Origin of the sequence: Tamlana flava (assembly GCF_041287255.1) — a bacterium.
Lineage (GTDB): Bacteria > Bacteroidota > Bacteroidia > Flavobacteriales > Flavobacteriaceae > Tamlana > Tamlana flava.
On sequence record NZ_JBGGTX010000005.1, the window covers coordinates 1 to 17,554 of the forward strand.

Sequence of the window (17,554 nt, forward strand, 5' to 3'; positions counted from 1 at the left end):
AGTTGTATTGAGCAAAAAGGCCTTTTTCAATTTGGTTTAGCAGGACGATGGAATACATGCACCGAAAGGGCGGGAGCAACGGAGTTGCGTAGCCATTTTGGTCAGCTTTCGCTGAATGTATTCCATCGGTTTGTGTATGGTTTGTTGCGTTGGTTAGGTCACTAATTTAGCAAATAAAACTTGGCAATAGTTCAGCGCTAGGATTTTCCGCGAGGAAAATCAGAAGCAATGAACTATACACGTTGTTGTGCATAGGCTCATAAACTAAAAGGATTTGATTTATTTCTTTTTTTCGGGAAACCAAATATCGCGCAATATTTTCCAATTTTCATTATCTTTTTTCCAAACCACTAAATATTTACCACGTCCAACAATTTGTCCGTTTGCATGAAACCAAGTCCCTTTTCCTTCCTCGACAAGTAGCTGGTCATTTCCCCACAGGCCTGTTGTGTCAAAGCTTGAACCCGTAATACTGTCTCGAATCATACTTCCAAAATTCTTAACAATATTTTCTCTGCCTACAGTAGAGGGCATGATTACCGCATCAGCCATATACATATTACCTAAAGCAATTGAGTCACCATTTTGCAGATTTTTTTCAAATTCACGTAACTGTAATTCAATTTCCTTTTCAAGAACGGATAAATCTGTTTGCTTTAATTCCATATCCTTGTCATTTGATTTCTGATTACAGCTTGAAATGATAATGGATGATAAAAAAAACATAAATGATAATGTCAAAGTAAATTTTATTGTTTTCATTTTTTCCTTCTTTAGATTATTATTTAGCTTATGCACAACGGTTTGGCTATGAGTAGTTGCGTGGTTTAGCACTTAACTTTGCAAGTACACGCCAAACTGAAAATCCGTGCGGATTTTCAGAAGTAGGCTAGAACAAGCAATTACTTATAGCCATTGTTGTGCTTTCGTTATTTTTTTAAAAAATTTTATCATTGGTCATTTCTTTTAAGTTCATTGTCTATCAAACTTTTTATTCTTTCTAACCTTGTTATAAAGTAGTCATTTAAAGAGCTTTTTCCACCAGCTGATATATAAAAAATATACTTTACACTTTTATAAAATTCAGTGTCCGATGCAATTGACTTCAAATCAAAACTTACTCCCGGATAGGATGAAATAGGTTTAATTAAACTTGAAGGTTCAGGTATTCCATCAAGGTGGCCTAAAGCCAATCTATCGGTTTCTTTTAACATAAGATTAGTGGGTATTGCAATTTGCCGGTTTTCTTCTAATTGAGATTGGAAGCTAGCTAATTCATTTTTTAGATCTTCTGAATTAATATATATTAACTTTCCTGAATTTATGATTTCAGCATAGGTGGGCAGTGTTTGAGAATAATCTATGATCCAACCTATCCTAGTCATTGACGAAATAAACATTGAGGAATCGGTTACTTTTTGGTCATCAAGTGATTTTAGAATATAATCTGCATAATCTTTTCGAATTTCTATTGATTCTTGCAACTCTTTAAGATTCTTGATGTATTCCTCAACATTTAACTTAAGATTTTTTAATAAGATATTTGTTTCTTTATATTCTTTACGGACTTGATTCCAGTTATTGATTTGTAAGGCAATCAGAATTCCTATAACAACAAGAATAATTTCTCCTATTGCATATTTGAAATACTTGCTTGTCTTTCCTTCAGAAAGTAGGTTTTGTCTAATTTTTCTAAAGAATTTTATCATTGGTTAGCGGTTTGTCATAATGAAGCACAACGTTGATGTGTATGAAAAGTTGCGAGTTTACGGGCGAGGATTTTCCGAAGGAAAATCAGAAGCTAGTAAACTCGCAACTGACATTGGTTTAGGTTAAAACTAGCAATTTTTTATACACGGTGTTAGCAAACGTTTTATTATGACAATTTTGCTTTTTTTATTTTTCGGTATGTGAGAATGCTACCAATGATTATTAGAATAATTGAAGGGTAAAAACTCAGCACTGCTAATATTCCTGGTCCTACTGCATTTCCTGCGTCAATTAGTCCTAATGCATCAAGTCCTAATAAAATTAATAAAGGTCCAGTCCCCAAAATGAATATTATTATTCCAATCTTTAATGTTTTATGTAATTTACTCCAAGTTGATTTCATCTTAATTAATTTTAGTCAAGGTTTACTAATGGTTAGTTTACGAATGTACGATAATTTTTGGTCAAGAATTTGATTTTACGTTTTGTTATAGTCAAAGTTCGTTTTTATTTACCGTTTCCAAAGTCATTCAGCCGCAACATTATCGTTTACTTGGTGTCTGTCAGCAGCTTTTTTGTTATAAAACCGATATTTTTTTAAAATCCGTAGAATTATTAATCGTTTTAAAAATACTTTACACACATTGGTCTTAATGTTTGCTAACGGTCTAGTGTATGAGCAGTAGCGGATTAAAAACCACTAACTTTTCGGTTAAACATTTACGTTTATTAATATTCATTTTCTTTCAATTTTGCACCAAACCCGCTATTGCTTATACACATTGTTGTGCGTTCGGTGTTCATTTTTCGTCTGTCTGCCAGCGTTGGTAAAGACATACTCTTTTGCAATTTTTGGCTTGCGCGCTGGCTGTTGCGAATTGCAAATGTGTATGGCTTTTAGCGTTGGCATATTAATTCAACTTTATATTTTTCTATTTGTTTATCCCAGTTTTCATCATTACTAAGTATTTCCTCGTATGGATTCTGTATCATTATTGGAACATATTCAGCTTTATTCATTTCTGATCGATTGACTAAATATAGCCAATAATCATCTTTCTTTAGTTTCGCAACAGAATACTCATTTCTTGACCAGAAAAAATATGGTGTTATACCATCATAAGATTTTACTTCTATAAAACGATTTGGTAATTCATCAAACTCGTGATTATATGAGGCTATATCGAAACCTTCATTAACTATGTATTCAGCTACCCAATCTATTTCTTTCTGCTCATTAAGTCTTGCAAATTCAAAATTTAAAACAAACTTTTCGGCTTCTTCTCCATAAATTTGTTGTTGCTCCATTGCTTTCCTAAAATCCTCAATACCAATCTTTCTTTTTTTAATTTCAGGTAATACAGTCTTATCAAATAGTTTCTTGTAGCGATTATTTATTATAAAACTATTTAGTTCAGTTGTCGGATGAGTTTTAATCGCTTCAAAATCAATCAACAACTGTTTAAAATTTGAATATTTTAAACTAAAAGCTCTGTTGTTTATCTGTAAAGACTTGTAAATTATGTCGTGGGATAAATAATCAGAACAAAATATTTTGTGAAATTCATCATCATTTTTTAATGCCTTGAAAAGATATTCAACGAATTTATCTCTCATTTGACTTATACTATTCAATGAATCAACAACACCGTTACTTAAAGTTAGAAAGTCGTTTTCAACCACAAGTATTTCTGTTTTTATGGCTATTTCAAGACAACCATCAAAAATACTTCTACCATCAATTACACGATTATAGAATAATTTGTCAATGTCGGTTCTTGTATATGTGGCATCCTGATTTCCTTTTAATGTACTGAGTAATTCAAAGAAGTAATTTGGAGTGCCAAAATTTCTATATCTTCTAAGTTCTTCTAGCATAATTAGAGATTAAATCATTAATTATGTCTGTTTCATCATTATTGTCAATTCTCTGAAATAGAGGTATATCATCATTGATAATTTCTTCCATTCGCTCTATTTTCAAACGGAGTCGATTGTTAATGACTTCATCTATTGAATCTTTTGACAGTATATAGAAATACTTTGTTAATTGATTTTCATCTAAACCGACTCTGTGAATACGATCTTTGGATTGAATAAAATTGGAACAATTGTAATCTCTTTCTAAATAGATAGCATTATGACAACCTTTATGCAATGAGATTGATTCAGCAACAGAAAAAGGATTGGCAATAATTACCTTAAAATCATTATTGAGTGGATTATTAAATGCCTTAATAGTTTCTTCTCTTTGTTCCTGTGGAATTTCTCCAATTAGAAGCTTTGATTCAATTCCGTTTTGATTTAAATAAGATTGCAACTCTTTAGCATTTTGGATAAAAATAGTCCAAATAATTACCTTACCGTTTTCAGGAAAAATTTCCTCTATGAGTAATGATAAAATGCTTCTAAATTTTTTTGGCGTTTCAACTGTTGGATAATTTATAATCTTATTAAAGAACTCGGAATCATTAACGAACTCATCAGTATCTGTCGTAAAAAAAGCATTTGGGTCAAATTCACCTGTTAACTCATTATTCTCCAAAGAATCTCTCAAAGTTCTTGATAAAAGAGATGGATTAGTTGATGCTTGTCTTAACCGAATAAGTTTTGCCCTATTAAGAATATCTTTTACTGTAGCAGAATTATTCTCTTTAAAGTAAGGAAGATATTGAGATTCTATAAAATCATATATTTCCCTTTGATGGGAATCCATTTCAACTGGGATGTATTTTTCTTCTATAGGAGGTAGCTTGAGATCTTTCTTTTTAATTCTTATAAAATAAGGAGAAATGTTATCTTTTAATTCCTGTACCCGTTGTGATTCAGGAGAATTATTATTGGTCATATCCTCCAAATTATGGTAATGAAGCTTTAGGATTTCCTTAAATTTGAAAGGATAGATAAATTTATAAAGATTGAAAATATCTTGATACCCATTTGGGACTGGAGTACCAGTTAAAATTACTCTCGATACTGCTTCTTTTGATATTTCTGTTACACTTCTGCCCCAAACACCTTCTGGATTTTTTATTCTGTGAGCTTCATCAACAACAACCATTGTTTTGTTGCGCTTCAAAAAATCAATAATGTCATTTTGAAAACGGTCAACGCCACCGTGAAAAATTAATGTTAGTTCTGGTGAGTTTGGTGAATATAAATGTTCTAATTTTTGTTTCACTGAAATATCACTGTCACCAGACATTCTAAAAGATTTTGGTTTATATCCAAAACACTCTGAAAATTCATTTTCCCAAGGAGCAAAAGATGAAAGAGGTCCAACAACCAAAAGTTTATCTACGTGACGAGGATTTTCTTTAGGTAAACTTCTCAAATATGCATACGCACCATAAACTATTGATGTTTTACCTGCACCAGGCACAGCAAAATTGCAAGAGTTTTGAGCAAATGCCATATGAAAGGATGAAAGCAATTGCAATGGATAGAGTTTTCTTGTCAACGTTTCTTTAAGGACTTCCTGAAAATTTTCAAATTGAGTTACTAAAGATTTATTCTCTTTAAACTCATTATCTCTAATTGCTCTGGCATTTTCACTAAACACTTCAAAATTTTCTTCCTCTTTAGAAAAAGCCTGTAATTCTTCTTGTATATTTTCTGTGAATCGAAAATCGTAATTATACTTTCCCAGTAACCTTTGAATCTCTTGAAGCGTTTTTATTTGTGTTTCATCACGAAATGGAATAAAAACGGAGTTTGATTCTAGAAAGTAATTGAGTCTTTTGAGAGAAATTAAAAGTCTTTTGTTTTGTAATAGCGATTCTGTATCTCCATTTATGATAAAGAGATTATCTACGATATTGACATCTATAGAATAACCCATTATATATTTCTGTTTATTTGATATCCAATCTGTTGAATTCTCTTAGTTTTCTCTTGAACTTCTTCAACTTCTTCAGCAGGAATTTTATCAACTTCAATTCCTTCTAATAATTCAATAATGTGAGTTAAAACTCTAGAAGGTGATTTTTTTTGAAGTGAATTGAAAATTTTATCACCTAACTCTTGCACCATTCGTTGTACATCAGGCTTAGCAAATGCCTTGTGTCCTGTTTTTATTGCTTCAAATGTCTGAGAGGCTCTCCTTATTAGTTTCTCAGGTTCTTCTGCAGCTTTATTATAACCAACTAGATATTTGTGGTCGTTCAGGTTTTCTAAAAATGCACTTGTATCGTTTTCGAATATCGAACTTTCAAAAAACAGTTTGTCTCTTGCGTTTAAATGTTTCTCTAGGTTAGCCGAGTTAAAATCAATTTCAGGTTCTTTAGGTAGATTTCTGATAATTTCATTATGCTTAGATGAAAAACTCTTCCAAATTTCTTTATCCCCAAAAAAGTGCTTATCGCTATTTCCTTCCGCTAAATTTCTAAATTCTTTCCCATCATATTCATTCCTAAACCTTAGGTAATCAAATGCGATAATTTTTAATTCATCAACATCACTATCTGTATAACCGTCAAATGCCTTTTTACTTGATTCTCCGTAAAACGTATTTAACCATTTGGTTAATGATAAAAACTGATCTTCTCTACTGTCAAGTTGGGTGTAAATACCATCATATTCAAGATATTCAAGATACTCGTCCATCACAGCCATTGTATCAAGATACTTTCGTATTTCTCCTTCTGTTTCTCCCATCCAATCTGAAATACTTTTGATTGCTTCAGTTTCAGATATTTTGGGAGTTAACTTATCGAATATTTGCTTAGCTTTAAGATACTTTTCAATTGGGTTGTAGCCCAATTTTTCATCTTCACCCATTTGATAGGTGGTTTCAAGTCTTTCAATTTCGATTGGGTTTTCATCAAGGGTAACAGGTAATACAATGGCTTTGAAGTAACCAGTTCTATCAACTTTGTTCAAAAGCATTGCTCTTCTGTTACCATCAATTATTACCCCATCTTTGGTAATAATTCCAACTTTTTGCTGACCAAACTCTCTTATACTTAATTCGGTTTTTTTATTTCGGTCAATCTTTGACTCCCATAAAAGTTTTTCGATTAAATCTCTTCCTACTTCTGTCTCAACGTTAATGGCTTGATTTTGCTTTTCTAAAGATTTAGTTCTGCTGAGAATCCTTCCATTGTATTTATTGTATATTAAAAATGAAAGCGGAATATTGTAAACCTTTTCTGTTTTAAGTTGCTTTTCCCACATTATTTCGTGGTTTAGCAAATCAGTTCGGTTTTTATCCCTTTCGATAATCTCCTGTATTTTTTGTATTCTAACTTCTTTGTTCATAGTTACTTTTTGTTTGCGATGGAAGAAATTTTGTTGACAGCATATAAAGCAAAAACTTGTTTGACAGGTATTATAGTTTTGTTCTTAAATACTACTTTTTCTGTTTGCTCAAATGTTGAATTTGGACAGCCAACTTTTTCAATAATTTCTGCTATTTCATCTACAAGAATTGTAGGTTCTTTTAACTTCTCAACCGAGATTTGCTTTTCATACATATCTTGGAGTTGAACTTTATTTCCAATCTTTTCAGAAAACCCATTGTTAATGATTTCTAAGAATCTTTTTCCTCCCTTGAAACTTTCGATAAGAGGTTCTAATTCTTTGTAGTATTCATCTTCAACTTTTTGGACAGGAAAGCCTTCTCCTGTTCCATATTGAATAGAAGTAAACCATTTGTTTTTTGTTTTACTACTTTTATCAATATCGTAATTAGATAATGTTACTGTTAAATTCCCATCTTTTATTGGGTGTCTTCTAAATCTTGCACCTTTGTTCTTTACGGGAGGATTATTAAGTTCCTTTAGTATATAGGTATTTAAATTAAGTACTCCTTCAAGTTTAGGTGTTTTGTTTACAATTAAGTTCTTGGGCTTACTACGTTTTAGAAACTGTAATGTTGTTTCTGCCAAGGCTCGACTAACAGCACAGCAAACAGCATTACCAACAAGCCTCCATTTAGTGTTTTCAGATCCGACAAACTGATAAGTTATTGGGAACCCCATAATAATTGCGGCTTCCCTTACAGTAGGTAACCTGTATTCTCCATCTCCTTTTCTATTAATCTCTGATTTGTAAATAATAGATTCCCTTGAGTTGGCAATTTTAGTTGCAGTAATAGTTCTGCTTGGGTTATTACTATTCTCTGGAAAAGACATTTTTCCCATATAAGGGTGGTTCTGTTTCCAGAATTTCGAAAACCTCCATTCAACTTCATAAACTCCAGTATCATAGAAATGATCTGTAATCTGATTCTGAGGAATTTTTATATCATAATTTATGTCTTTTACATCTGTAAAACCTTCCTTCTGATATGGGTTGGGAAAATTCTGGTGAATACTCTTTATTGTTTTATAATGTGGTAGATTCCCTTTTATTTTTGGACTAGAATGAGTGTGCTTTGGAACTATAAGTTTTTTTTGTTTGATAATCTCACCTGATATTACTCGCTTTCTTGCTTGTATTGATCCATAATCTGCTGAATTAATTATAGTTGTATTTTCAAATAAATCAATTGCAATTTTGTTTGGACTTATTTTGTGTTCATTTGCCCAATCTGTAAGCCCTAAATCTTTAAAAGTATATGCAGTTTGTAGGTATCGCTTGGAATTTACAACGTTTTCCATAAACCAAGCTTTAAGAGTAGAATTTGGTTGATGTTTTTTTACAGCTACTACCTTCAAGAAAGTTTCTGTTAATTTAACTCCCAAAGATTTATCTGCTTTTCCAGATTTATTCGAACTAGAAAAACTAACACAGGGAGGGCTTCCGAGAATAATGTCTGTGTTCGGTATAGCGTTGATTTTATCAATTGAATTATCGAAATCTAAAATGTTCTTTGGACTACATTGTAAATTGAAGTTATGATTATAGGTGTCAACAGCAGGTTTCCAATGGTCATATCCGTAAGTTATATCGTAGCCCATTTGTCTGAAGCCTTCGGAAAAGCCTCCTGCTCCACAAAAAAAGTCTATTACTGTTAATTTATTCATATATGGCTCAAATCTACGTTTTTTCTTAAATTTTTATTCAGTTCAGCTTTGGCAAAAAATGGCTCTTTTGGTTTTTGAAGCGTTGGCTCGTGTGTCGGCAAAAACCAAATGTGCCATTTGCGGGTTGGCTTTTACACTGACGCACAACGGTTACGTATATGATTTGTGCGGCTTAAAATCCGCAGGATTTTCAGTCGTATCAAATCGTTTGTTTAAAAATATAAATTTCAAATTATTAACTAATTAAAGCATAAATTATATACAATGTTGGCACACGTTTTTAATTCAGTCGATTGGTTTTCGATTTTTTTATTTTGGCTTATCGCTCAAATCTTTATGATTATTGGGTATTGTGTCGGAAGATATAAGAAGTAATTGTTCTTTCAATTCCGAGTTTTCTTTTCGTAATTCCGAGTTGTTATTGTTTGTAAATAATATTCCAACACTAAAAGAAATAAAACACAAAGCAGGCAGACCTAAATTTATAGCCCAATTGGGAAGTTTAGAAAACCAATTTTCAGTTGGTGGTTTATATAAACCTTTATTTGAAATTATGTTAACACAATCATTTAAAAAGTCAATTATCTGTTCTTTTTTTTGGTCAGATTTAATGTCGGTCAAATTCATTCTGAAATGCTCAGCTTGATAGCTTTCTTTTCCGAAAAATTCAGTCAAGTAAGTTCGAGTTTCAACAGTCCAGTTATGCGTAGTAAATAACTCCAACTTCTTTAACTTTTCAGATTGTTCATTTAAGATTTTTATTGCTTTTTGTGTTTTCATTTCAAATGTGTGCCAACGGTAGGTGTAACAATAGTTGCGTGGTTAAGCCCTCAAGATAGCAAAAGAAAAAGTACGTTAGGAAAGTCCGCAGGACTTTCCGATGAACAGTGACCTAGCAATTATTTTTACACGGTGTTGGGCAATCGTTTTTCTTAATACCTGTATCTTTTTCCTAGAATATAATTAAAAAGGACAAAAAGAAACTAAAACAGATTGAATAATAAAAAGTAAAACAAAGGGTAAAACTAAATAACCCATAATATCTCGTGCTTGTATTTTAATACCTGCTGCCATTATTGGTAGAACCAGTAACAAGTAAAAAGGTTGTAACATGTTACTTGAACTTTCTCCATATGCTACAGATAAAGATGCTCTTGCAATCATTTTAGTTATTTCTTCAGCCGGCAATCCAACACCTATTTCTTTTACGGCATTGATTATACTTGGGCCAACAACGGCAAATTCACCTCCAGCAGATGGTATTGCAAAATTGACAAACGCTCCAGTTAAGTAAGCAAAAAAAGGGTAAGAGTTTATACTAGCTTGGGCTGCTAAAATTTGCCCAAGCTTTTCACCTAATCCAGTATATAACATAATTCCCATTATACCAGCATAAAAAGGGTATTGAAATAATATTCCAGAAACATTACTGCTTGCTTTTTCCATTGAAATAACATAACGCATCGGTGTTTTATGTAGTAGCAAACCAAAAATTAAAAATATAAAAATCATTATGTTGAAATTCAAATCAAATCCTTTTGTATTGAAATGGTAAATGATGTAGACAAGCCCCATTATCACAATAATCACCTGTAGGATAAAACTATTGTTTAACTTATCGGAATATGATTTAAATGGTAGTTTTTGACTTAAAGCTTCTTCTTTTATAGTTTGCTTATTTATATTTTCCTTTGTGATTAGTAAATCTGTAATTTCTTTATTAGACGTTCTTCTTGGTCTTAGGGTAACTAAAATTAATGGCACAAATATAAGTAGTATAATAATCATTGAAATATTTAAGATTGAACCTAGAGTATAAGAGGTTGGAATAATTTCCGTCAATACACCAGAGTTAATTAAAAAATTGTTTTCTGTATTTAAGAGTAGAGGAATTGAACTTGACAACCCTGTAACCCAGCTACCACCAGAAATGTAAACACATCCAATCAAATAGGGATAGTGAACACCATTTACGCGTAATGCTAATTCTCTTGCTAAAACACAGGTAATTACTATCCATCCAAAACTTACAAGAGTTAATAACGAACCTAATAAAACAACCAAAAAATATACTTGTATTGGGGAATTAATCTGTCGAGCAAAAGAATCTATTCCTCTTTTAATTATAGGAGACAAGGCAATACTGAAACCAGTAATAATAATTAAAACAATTTGCATCGCAAACCCTAATAAATCATAAAAACCATCATACCATGAAGTTATGATTTTCATTGGTGTCACGTCCAACCAAAGATAAGCTCCAATAACTGTTATGAAAGTTAGGAGTATTGCAAAAACAAATGCATTTGGCATAAATTTTAGAAATAGGTATGTAATCTTTTCTCCAAGTTTTTCAATCATATCACCACTTTTAAATGTTGCCCAACTGGTTATATGTCAATAAATATATGGTTTTATCGGCTTAAATTTCGGGATAAGAGAACATTTGTATTGGTTTTATCCTTTTCACTTAAATTATTTAATGCACTATCCAGTGGGTTCGATATTTTTAACAAATCTTTTCGACTTACGTGGGTATAGATCATGGTGGTTTCAGGTTTGGCGTGCCCCAAAAGTTCTTGTATATAGCGCAGGTCTACACCGTTTTCCAATAAATGCGTGGCATAGCTGTGGCGCAAGGTATGTGGGGTTACGGGTTTGTGTATTTGTGATGCTTTACAAGCCCGCTTTAAAAATTGGCGTATGCTTTCTGCACTGTATTTTTGTCCTGTTTGCCCTTCAACAAAATAAATGGTGGGCTGGAAACTGTAAAAGTAGTTAGACAATAACGGGATAAAACTGTCTGCCAAACTTACGTAACGGTCTTTTCGGCCCTTGCCATTTTTAACTATAAGTTGTTTACGGTCTATGTCTATATCAACCAACTTTAAATTTAAAAGTTCACTTATACGCAATCCACAAGAATATAATAATGCTATAATGGCTCTGTGCTTCAGGTTTTGGGTATGCCGTATAAGATCTAAAATCTCTTGTGGTGATAAAACCAAAGGCAGTTTTCTGGATTTTTTGGGTCGTGTTAAGGCTAAATTGTTTATTTCTGTATTTGGGTAAAAAATTATAAATAGCTTTAAGGCACTTATAAACTGCCTTTGTGTGCTAATGGAATAGTCTCGCTTTACAAAAACGTCTTCAATAAAATGTTCAACATCTCTGTTGGTCAAAGTATCCAACGGCTTATTTTGATTGAACTCAACAAAATCTGCCATAAAAAAGATATAGGTCTCAATAGTGCTTTTACTGTATCGTTTGCCTTTTAAATATTTGTAAAAATGGTTTAACAGGTTCTTATTTTCCGTACTCAATTGCCTTACTCTTTTTACAGGGAAGGTTTTTGGTTGTTCAGCAGGTTTTTCAAATAGGGGTTTGCTGTTTACGTGGGCATGGTTTTTAAAAACGAAAAATATTAATTTAAGGTTTGAAGGATTGTTTTTTACGTACCAACTTTTTAAATTTTGGCTCCATGTAGCTCCCGAAATAGTGCGAACCTGTTTTATAAGAACATCGTTATAATCAAACTGAATAAGGATTTGATTGGCGTTCTTATGAAATTTTGGCCTTAATACTACTATGGGAAAATTAGTCAAGACAATAGGTTTTAAAATCTGAAAATATAAATTTTCGGACAGAAAATAAAACAAAAGTCTATTTAATTTTCAACATCCTTAACTTCTTTTTCCAAATGGTCCAGATATAAAATGCCGTTAAGATGGTCTATTTCATGTTGAAAAATAACCGCCGTAAAGCGTTCAACAGTTTCGGTTTTGTGTTCGGCCGCCATGGTATCATATTCAATCTTTATGGCATATGCCCTTTTTTTGAGGGTATCGCTTCTGTTCGGTATGGATAAACAACCTTCCCTACAAACTTGCTTTTTTTCAGAATATTCCAAAATTTTCGGGTTCAAGTAAACCTCAAACGGAAAGTTTTCTTTATCAAAACGTTGTACCCAAATAATATTTTTCAAAATGCCAACTTGCGGTGCTGCAATGCCCACGCCCAGGCTCATGCTGTCCCTAACCGTGGCATAAAGCCGTTGCACAAACTGGTTTAAAACGGGGTCGTTGGCGTTGGGTTTAATATAACTGCTTTTGGTACGAAGCAAAAGCGAATCTTTGGTATTGGTAATTTTATAAACCCGCATAGGCTTTAGGCTGTCTGTCTGCATAATCAATTTTATTTCTTCTGAAGAAAAGCTGTGTTTCTTTAGGTTTTTGGTGCTTGAACAGCCAACAAATAAAAGAATAGAAACCACTAAAAACATTAGATTTTTCATCAGAGAAAAGAATTAAAATTATTGGCCGACTACCACTCGTTGATTCTGTTGGAATCTAATTTAATAAAAATAAATATTAAAATAGTAAAGGCCCAAAGCCCCGAACCTCCATAACTGAACATAGGCAACGGAATACCAATGGTTGGAATCAAGCCCATAACCATGCCAATATTGATAAAAAAATGGATAAAGATAATAGAGGCCACCCCATAGCCATAAACTCTACTAAACTGTGATTTTTGAAGTTCTGCCAAATGCAATATGCGCAACAAAAGCAATACAAAAGTAATGACCACCAAGCTGCTGCCCAAAAAGCCCCATTCCTCGCCAACAGTACTAAAAATATAATCGGTGTGCTGCTCGGGTACAAACTTACCAGTAGTTCTAGTGCCTTCCATAAAACCTTTACCCATAAAACCACCGGAACCTATAGCTTTTTCAGATTCGTTAAGGTTATAGGCAAACGTTTGTTTCATCCGTTCCAGCTTTTCGGGGTCTTTTTCTAAGTTTAACCATAAACTTATTCGGTCTTGCTGGTGTGGTTTCAAAACATTTTGGTAGAAGAATTTTATGCCAAAAGAAATGGCAACGGCAAACAACGTGATTAAAATCGATTGGTAAATACGAAGTTTTTTCTTGCTCAAAAAATGATAGGCAATAACACATAAAAGAACTAAAGCCGAAGTAATAATGGCCCCAAATTTTAGGGCTAAAACCGAAATGATGATAGCCGAAATACCAATGGTTAAATAATATTTTGGCAATCCTTCGCGATACAGAACAAAAAAGAATGCCCCATAAACAATGGTGCTTCCTGTGTCATTTTGCAACAGTACCAATAGGGCAGGAATAATGATGATGATGAATAGGCGAATTTGGTCCTTTACCGAGTTAATGTTGGTATTTAAGTCACTGATGTATTTGGCAACAGCCAATGCGGTAGCCGTTTTTGCAAACTCACTGGGCTGGATGGTAAAGCTGCCAATGGCATACCACGATGTTGCGCCGTTTACATTCTTCCCAAAAAGGAATAGCCCAACCAACGAAAGCATGGAAATGATATAAATAATACTAGAAAACCGTTCGTAAAACTTAGCATCAATAGCCAAAAGAAGAATAATTAATCCGAAGGTCAAGAAAATGAAAATTAGTTGTTTGCCAAAAGGTTGGGAAAAATCAAAATAGTTGACACTGGTTCCAGTATGCGATGCCGATAAAATATTTAGCCAGCCAAAGCCAACTAATAACAAAAAAAGAATAATGGTAATCCAATCGAATCTATAATGCCTGTTGGTTTCTCTAACCATTAATTGTCCGTTTTGTTAATTTTGTTTAATTCGTTCTTCAGCCAATTGTATTCTTGGTCCTGAACAACCTGTAATGTGGTGTAGCCATTTATTTGGAAAGGCTCCCCAGAATAGGGTTTGGCATATTCGTTTTGCAGACTATGCCTTAAAAGCCATTCTTCAAGATCGGTTCTAGTTATGTAGCCTTTTATGTGCTTTTCAATCATTAAACTGGCCACTTTACCTGCAAATCGGCTTCCCCAATAACCGTTTTCAACAAAAACAGCAATCGCAATTTTGGGGTTGTCTTTGGGTGCAAACGCCACAAATATAGAATGGTCGGTAAGCTGGGTTTTCACGCTGTCAATAACCGCAAAGTTCTCCACTGTTCCCGTTTTTCCACAAATTTCAATGTCTTTCACTTGCAGTGAAGCGGCAGTTCCATTTTTGTATACCTGCAACATCCCTTCAATTACAGGTTCAAAATGTCTCTTGTCAATCGTAGTTTGTTTGGGTTCAGTAAACTGTTTTGGTAATGTTTCGCCTTCAATATGTTTAATGATGTGAGGGGTGTAATAATAACCTCTGTTGGCAATAGCTGCTGCCATATTAGCTAGTTGTATGGGCGTTGTGGCCACCTCACCCTGGCCTATGGCATTTGAAATGGTATAAGTGGAATAAAAGGTTTTCGGATAAATGTTTTTATAATAATCACGATCTGGAATTCTACCTTTTTGTCCAACAAACAAGTCGTTATTTAAAAATTCGCCCAAACCAAAACTTTTGGCATGTTTGCTCCAAGTATCAATGCCGTGGGAAGCATTGCCATCCTTATCTAAAATCTTTCGGTAAGTGGTTGCAAAATAGGCGTTGCAGGATCTTTGAATACCGCTAATTAAATTATTTCTTGTACCGTAATTACAGTGGCATTTCATAATTCGGTTACCATATCGGTAGCCGCCGTAACAGGTTACCGATTCATTTGGCGTTATAACACCTTCCTGCAAAGCGATGAGGGCATTCATCAGTTTAAAAGGTGAACCAGGCTCGTAAACGCCTTGTAGGCTTCGGTTAAAAAGTGGCTTTGCAATAGAATCGTTATAAAGTTTTGTGAAGTTTTTTGAACGCTCCCTGCCAACCAAAATATTGGGGTCGTAGGTTGGTGCGGCAACCATGGCCAAAATTTCTCCTGAAGATGGCTCAATGGCTATAACACCACCTCGTTTATTTTTCATCAGCAATTCGCCATAGGCTTGAAGCTGAGCGTCTATGGTAATCGTGATATCTTTTCCTTGTTCGGGAATGGTGTCGAACTTACCATCTTTATACGGGCCAATATTTCTATTAAATCGGTCCTTTTGAATAAACTTAATGCCCTTTACACCGCGCAAAGTATTTTCATAGGAAGCCTCAACGCCTTGTTTTCCTATTAAATCGCCCATACGGTAGTAAGGGTCTCTGCTTATAATCCTGTTGTTTACCTCACCAATATCACCCAAAACATTGGCGCCAATAGTGGTGGTGTAATGCCTTAAAGAACGTTTTTGGATGTAAAAGCCCTTAAACTTTCGCATTTTTTCCTGAAGAACGGCATAATCTTCTTTGGATAAATGCGATACGAAAACCGATTCTAGTCTGGGGGAATAATGATAGGCCCGCTCGTATTTCTTAATGAAATCTTCTTTTTCAATTTTTAGAAGTTGGCAAAATTCCAGTGTGTCCAAAGGTTCCACTTCCCTTGGGATAACCATGACATCATAAGATGGTTGGTTGGAAACCAATAACTCGCCATTCCTATCATAAACAAACCCACGTTTAGGCAAATCGAAGACTTTTCTAATGGCATTGTCTTCATAAAGGGTTTGGGTATTTGTATTATAAACCTGTAAATAGAATAGCCTTGAAATAAACAAAAGGCCAACGCCAATAACAGAAATGAAAAGTAAAAATTGTCTCATTTGGGCTTTCTACTGAAAATAATCGTAACGATTACACTTAATAAGATAGTAAATATACTTGAGAATAACGTTTTTTGAAACACTAAAAGTATCTTAGAAACACTAAATATTTCTAAAAAAAACAGTACAAAATGATGCAATACGGTCAATATTGTAAAATAGGTGAGTTTTGAGCCAAAATCTATGGTATTGAATTTTACCGTTTGGTGCTCATAAATTGTGCCGAACGAAGATTTTAAAACTAAGGGACGGGCATAAGCAATGAACACTGAAGCAGCGGCGTGGGCACCACCAGTATCCAGAAACAAATCGATTATTAAACCGAGTAGAAAGCTTAACAACATCAAAACAATACGGTTGTTTTTTACCGGAAAAAGAGCAATGAACAAGATGTAAATGTAAGGGTTTATGTAACCCACAAAATTAACGTGGTTCAATATTAAAACCTGTAAAATTACCAAGGCTACAAATCGGACTGTATGTATGGAAAATATGGTGTTCATTTAGTTATTTTCCAAAAGTTTATTTATTTCTTCGCTATTAACGTTTTCTATAACATATACATGCTCAAGGTTTGTCATGTCGTTAAATAGTTTCACGTTAATTTCATAGTAATTCTCAGCTGCATCGAGCTTAAAGTCTACAACAGTGCCAACAGGAATGTTTTTGGGAAATATTGATGAACGCCCAGAGGTAATGATGGTATCTCCAATTTTTACTGGTGCAATTTTCGCTATGTCGATAAGCTGAACCATAGCTGGGTCTTTCCCGTTCCATTTTAACGTGCCAAAATGATTGGTTTTTTTTAATTGGCCACTTATTTGGCTGGTTGTGTTTAAAATGGAAATCACTGTGCCGTAACTAGGACTGGTTTTATCTACAATACCAACAATACCTTTTGAGGAAATAACACCAAAGTCCGGCTTAATGCTATCTTTTTTTCCCTTGTCAATCGTTAGGATGTTATCAGTCAACGAATAGCTGTTCTTTATAATGTTGGCGGTGTAAAATCGATATGCCTTGTTGTACGAAGTGCTATCGATAAAAGAAAGTTCATGTTGAATACCAGAATTTCTAAGAAGCATTCTTAACCTTCTGTTTTCTTCTGAAAGCAATTTATTTTGAGATTTTAAACTGAAATATGAGCTAATATCATTTACAGTATTGTAAACGCCCCCTGTTAAAAAATTGGCCGAATTTATAAACTTACTTTTATGGTAAGAGTGCGATTGAATGGTAAAGAGAAGTGATAAACAAAAGAGCAACAAGAACAACAAAAAGTTTTTGTTTCTTATTATAAAATTAATAATCTGTTGCATGGGTTATTCGCCTATTTTA

Annotated in this window: 15 protein-coding genes; all 15 read right to left on the reverse strand. The window is 33.6% G+C overall.

Annotated elements, in window-relative coordinates; translation table 11 throughout:
* Positions 1-279: 279 nt before the first annotated feature.
* Positions 280-762: a YybH family protein gene (locus ACB104_RS14360; RefSeq protein ID WP_370479822.1), complete on the reverse strand. Its 483-nt coding sequence runs from the start codon at positions 760-762 to the stop codon at positions 280-282.
* Between the two features lie 188 nt (positions 763-950).
* The gene (locus tag ACB104_RS14365; RefSeq protein ID WP_370479824.1) at positions 951-1,709 is read right to left on the reverse strand and encodes a DUF6090 family protein; all 759 of its coding nucleotides are present in this window, start codon (positions 1,707-1,709) and stop codon (positions 951-953) included.
* A gap of 167 nt (positions 1,710-1,876) precedes the next feature.
* Positions 1,877-2,113 (reverse strand): hypothetical protein, encoded by a 237-nt coding sequence (locus ACB104_RS14370; RefSeq protein ID WP_370479826.1) that lies wholly within the window; start codon positions 2,111-2,113, stop codon positions 1,877-1,879.
* A gap of 494 nt (positions 2,114-2,607) precedes the next feature.
* Entirely contained in the window at positions 2,608-3,588 is a 981-nt protein-coding gene (locus tag ACB104_RS14375; RefSeq protein WP_370479827.1) for a protein NO VEIN domain-containing protein, read from the reverse strand.
* Positions 3,572-5,551 carry a DEAD/DEAH box helicase gene (locus ACB104_RS14380; protein ID WP_370479829.1) on the reverse strand — a complete coding sequence of 660 codons (1,980 nt, stop codon included), beginning with the start codon at positions 5,549-5,551 and terminating at the stop codon, positions 3,572-3,574. Before ACB104_RS14380 ends, ACB104_RS14375 begins: the two co-directional genes overlap by 17 nt.
* Positions 5,551-6,969: a hypothetical protein gene (locus ACB104_RS14385; RefSeq protein ID WP_370479831.1), complete on the reverse strand. Its 1,419-nt coding sequence runs from the start codon at positions 6,967-6,969 to the stop codon at positions 5,551-5,553. The genes ACB104_RS14380 and ACB104_RS14385 overlap by 1 nt, the downstream gene beginning before the upstream one ends.
* Before the next feature lie 2 nt (positions 6,970-6,971).
* A complete protein-coding gene (locus ACB104_RS14390) occupies positions 6,972-8,678 on the reverse strand; it encodes a DNA cytosine methyltransferase (protein WP_370479832.1) in 1,707 nt (568 codons plus the stop codon).
* A gap of 309 nt (positions 8,679-8,987) precedes the next feature.
* Entirely contained in the window at positions 8,988-9,458 is a 471-nt protein-coding gene (locus ACB104_RS14395; RefSeq protein WP_370479834.1) for a hypothetical protein, read from the reverse strand.
* A 183-nt stretch (positions 9,459-9,641) separates the two neighbouring features.
* Entirely contained in the window at positions 9,642-11,039 is a 1,398-nt protein-coding gene (locus ACB104_RS14400; RefSeq protein ID WP_370479836.1) for a short-chain fatty acid transporter, read from the reverse strand.
* Positions 11,040-11,092: 53 nt separating this feature from the next.
* The gene (xerA, locus tag ACB104_RS14405; RefSeq protein ID WP_370479837.1) at positions 11,093-12,283 is read right to left on the reverse strand and encodes a site-specific tyrosine recombinase/integron integrase; all 1,191 of its coding nucleotides are present in this window, start codon (positions 12,281-12,283) and stop codon (positions 11,093-11,095) included.
* Positions 12,284-12,345: 62 nt separating this feature from the next.
* Complete coding sequence (gene def, locus ACB104_RS14410) at positions 12,346-12,972, reverse strand: peptide deformylase (protein ID WP_370479839.1); 627 nt, start codon at positions 12,970-12,972, stop codon at positions 12,346-12,348.
* A gap of 29 nt (positions 12,973-13,001) precedes the next feature.
* A complete protein-coding gene (gene rodA, locus ACB104_RS14415; RefSeq protein WP_370479841.1) occupies positions 13,002-14,279 on the reverse strand; it encodes a rod shape-determining protein RodA in 1,278 nt (425 codons plus the stop codon).
* Positions 14,279-16,216, reverse strand: coding sequence for a penicillin-binding protein 2 (mrdA, locus tag ACB104_RS14420; protein WP_370479842.1), 1,938 nt, complete (start codon positions 16,214-16,216; stop codon positions 14,279-14,281). Before mrdA ends, rodA begins: the two co-directional genes overlap by 1 nt.
* Complete coding sequence (locus ACB104_RS14425; protein WP_370479844.1) at positions 16,213-16,719, reverse strand: rod shape-determining protein MreD; 507 nt, start codon at positions 16,717-16,719, stop codon at positions 16,213-16,215. The genes mrdA and ACB104_RS14425 overlap by 4 nt, the downstream gene beginning before the upstream one ends.
* A complete protein-coding gene (gene mreC, locus ACB104_RS14430) occupies positions 16,720-17,535 on the reverse strand; it encodes a rod shape-determining protein MreC (protein ID WP_370479845.1) in 816 nt (271 codons plus the stop codon). It abuts the gene before it with no gap.
* Positions 17,536-17,554: the final 19 nt, after the last annotated feature.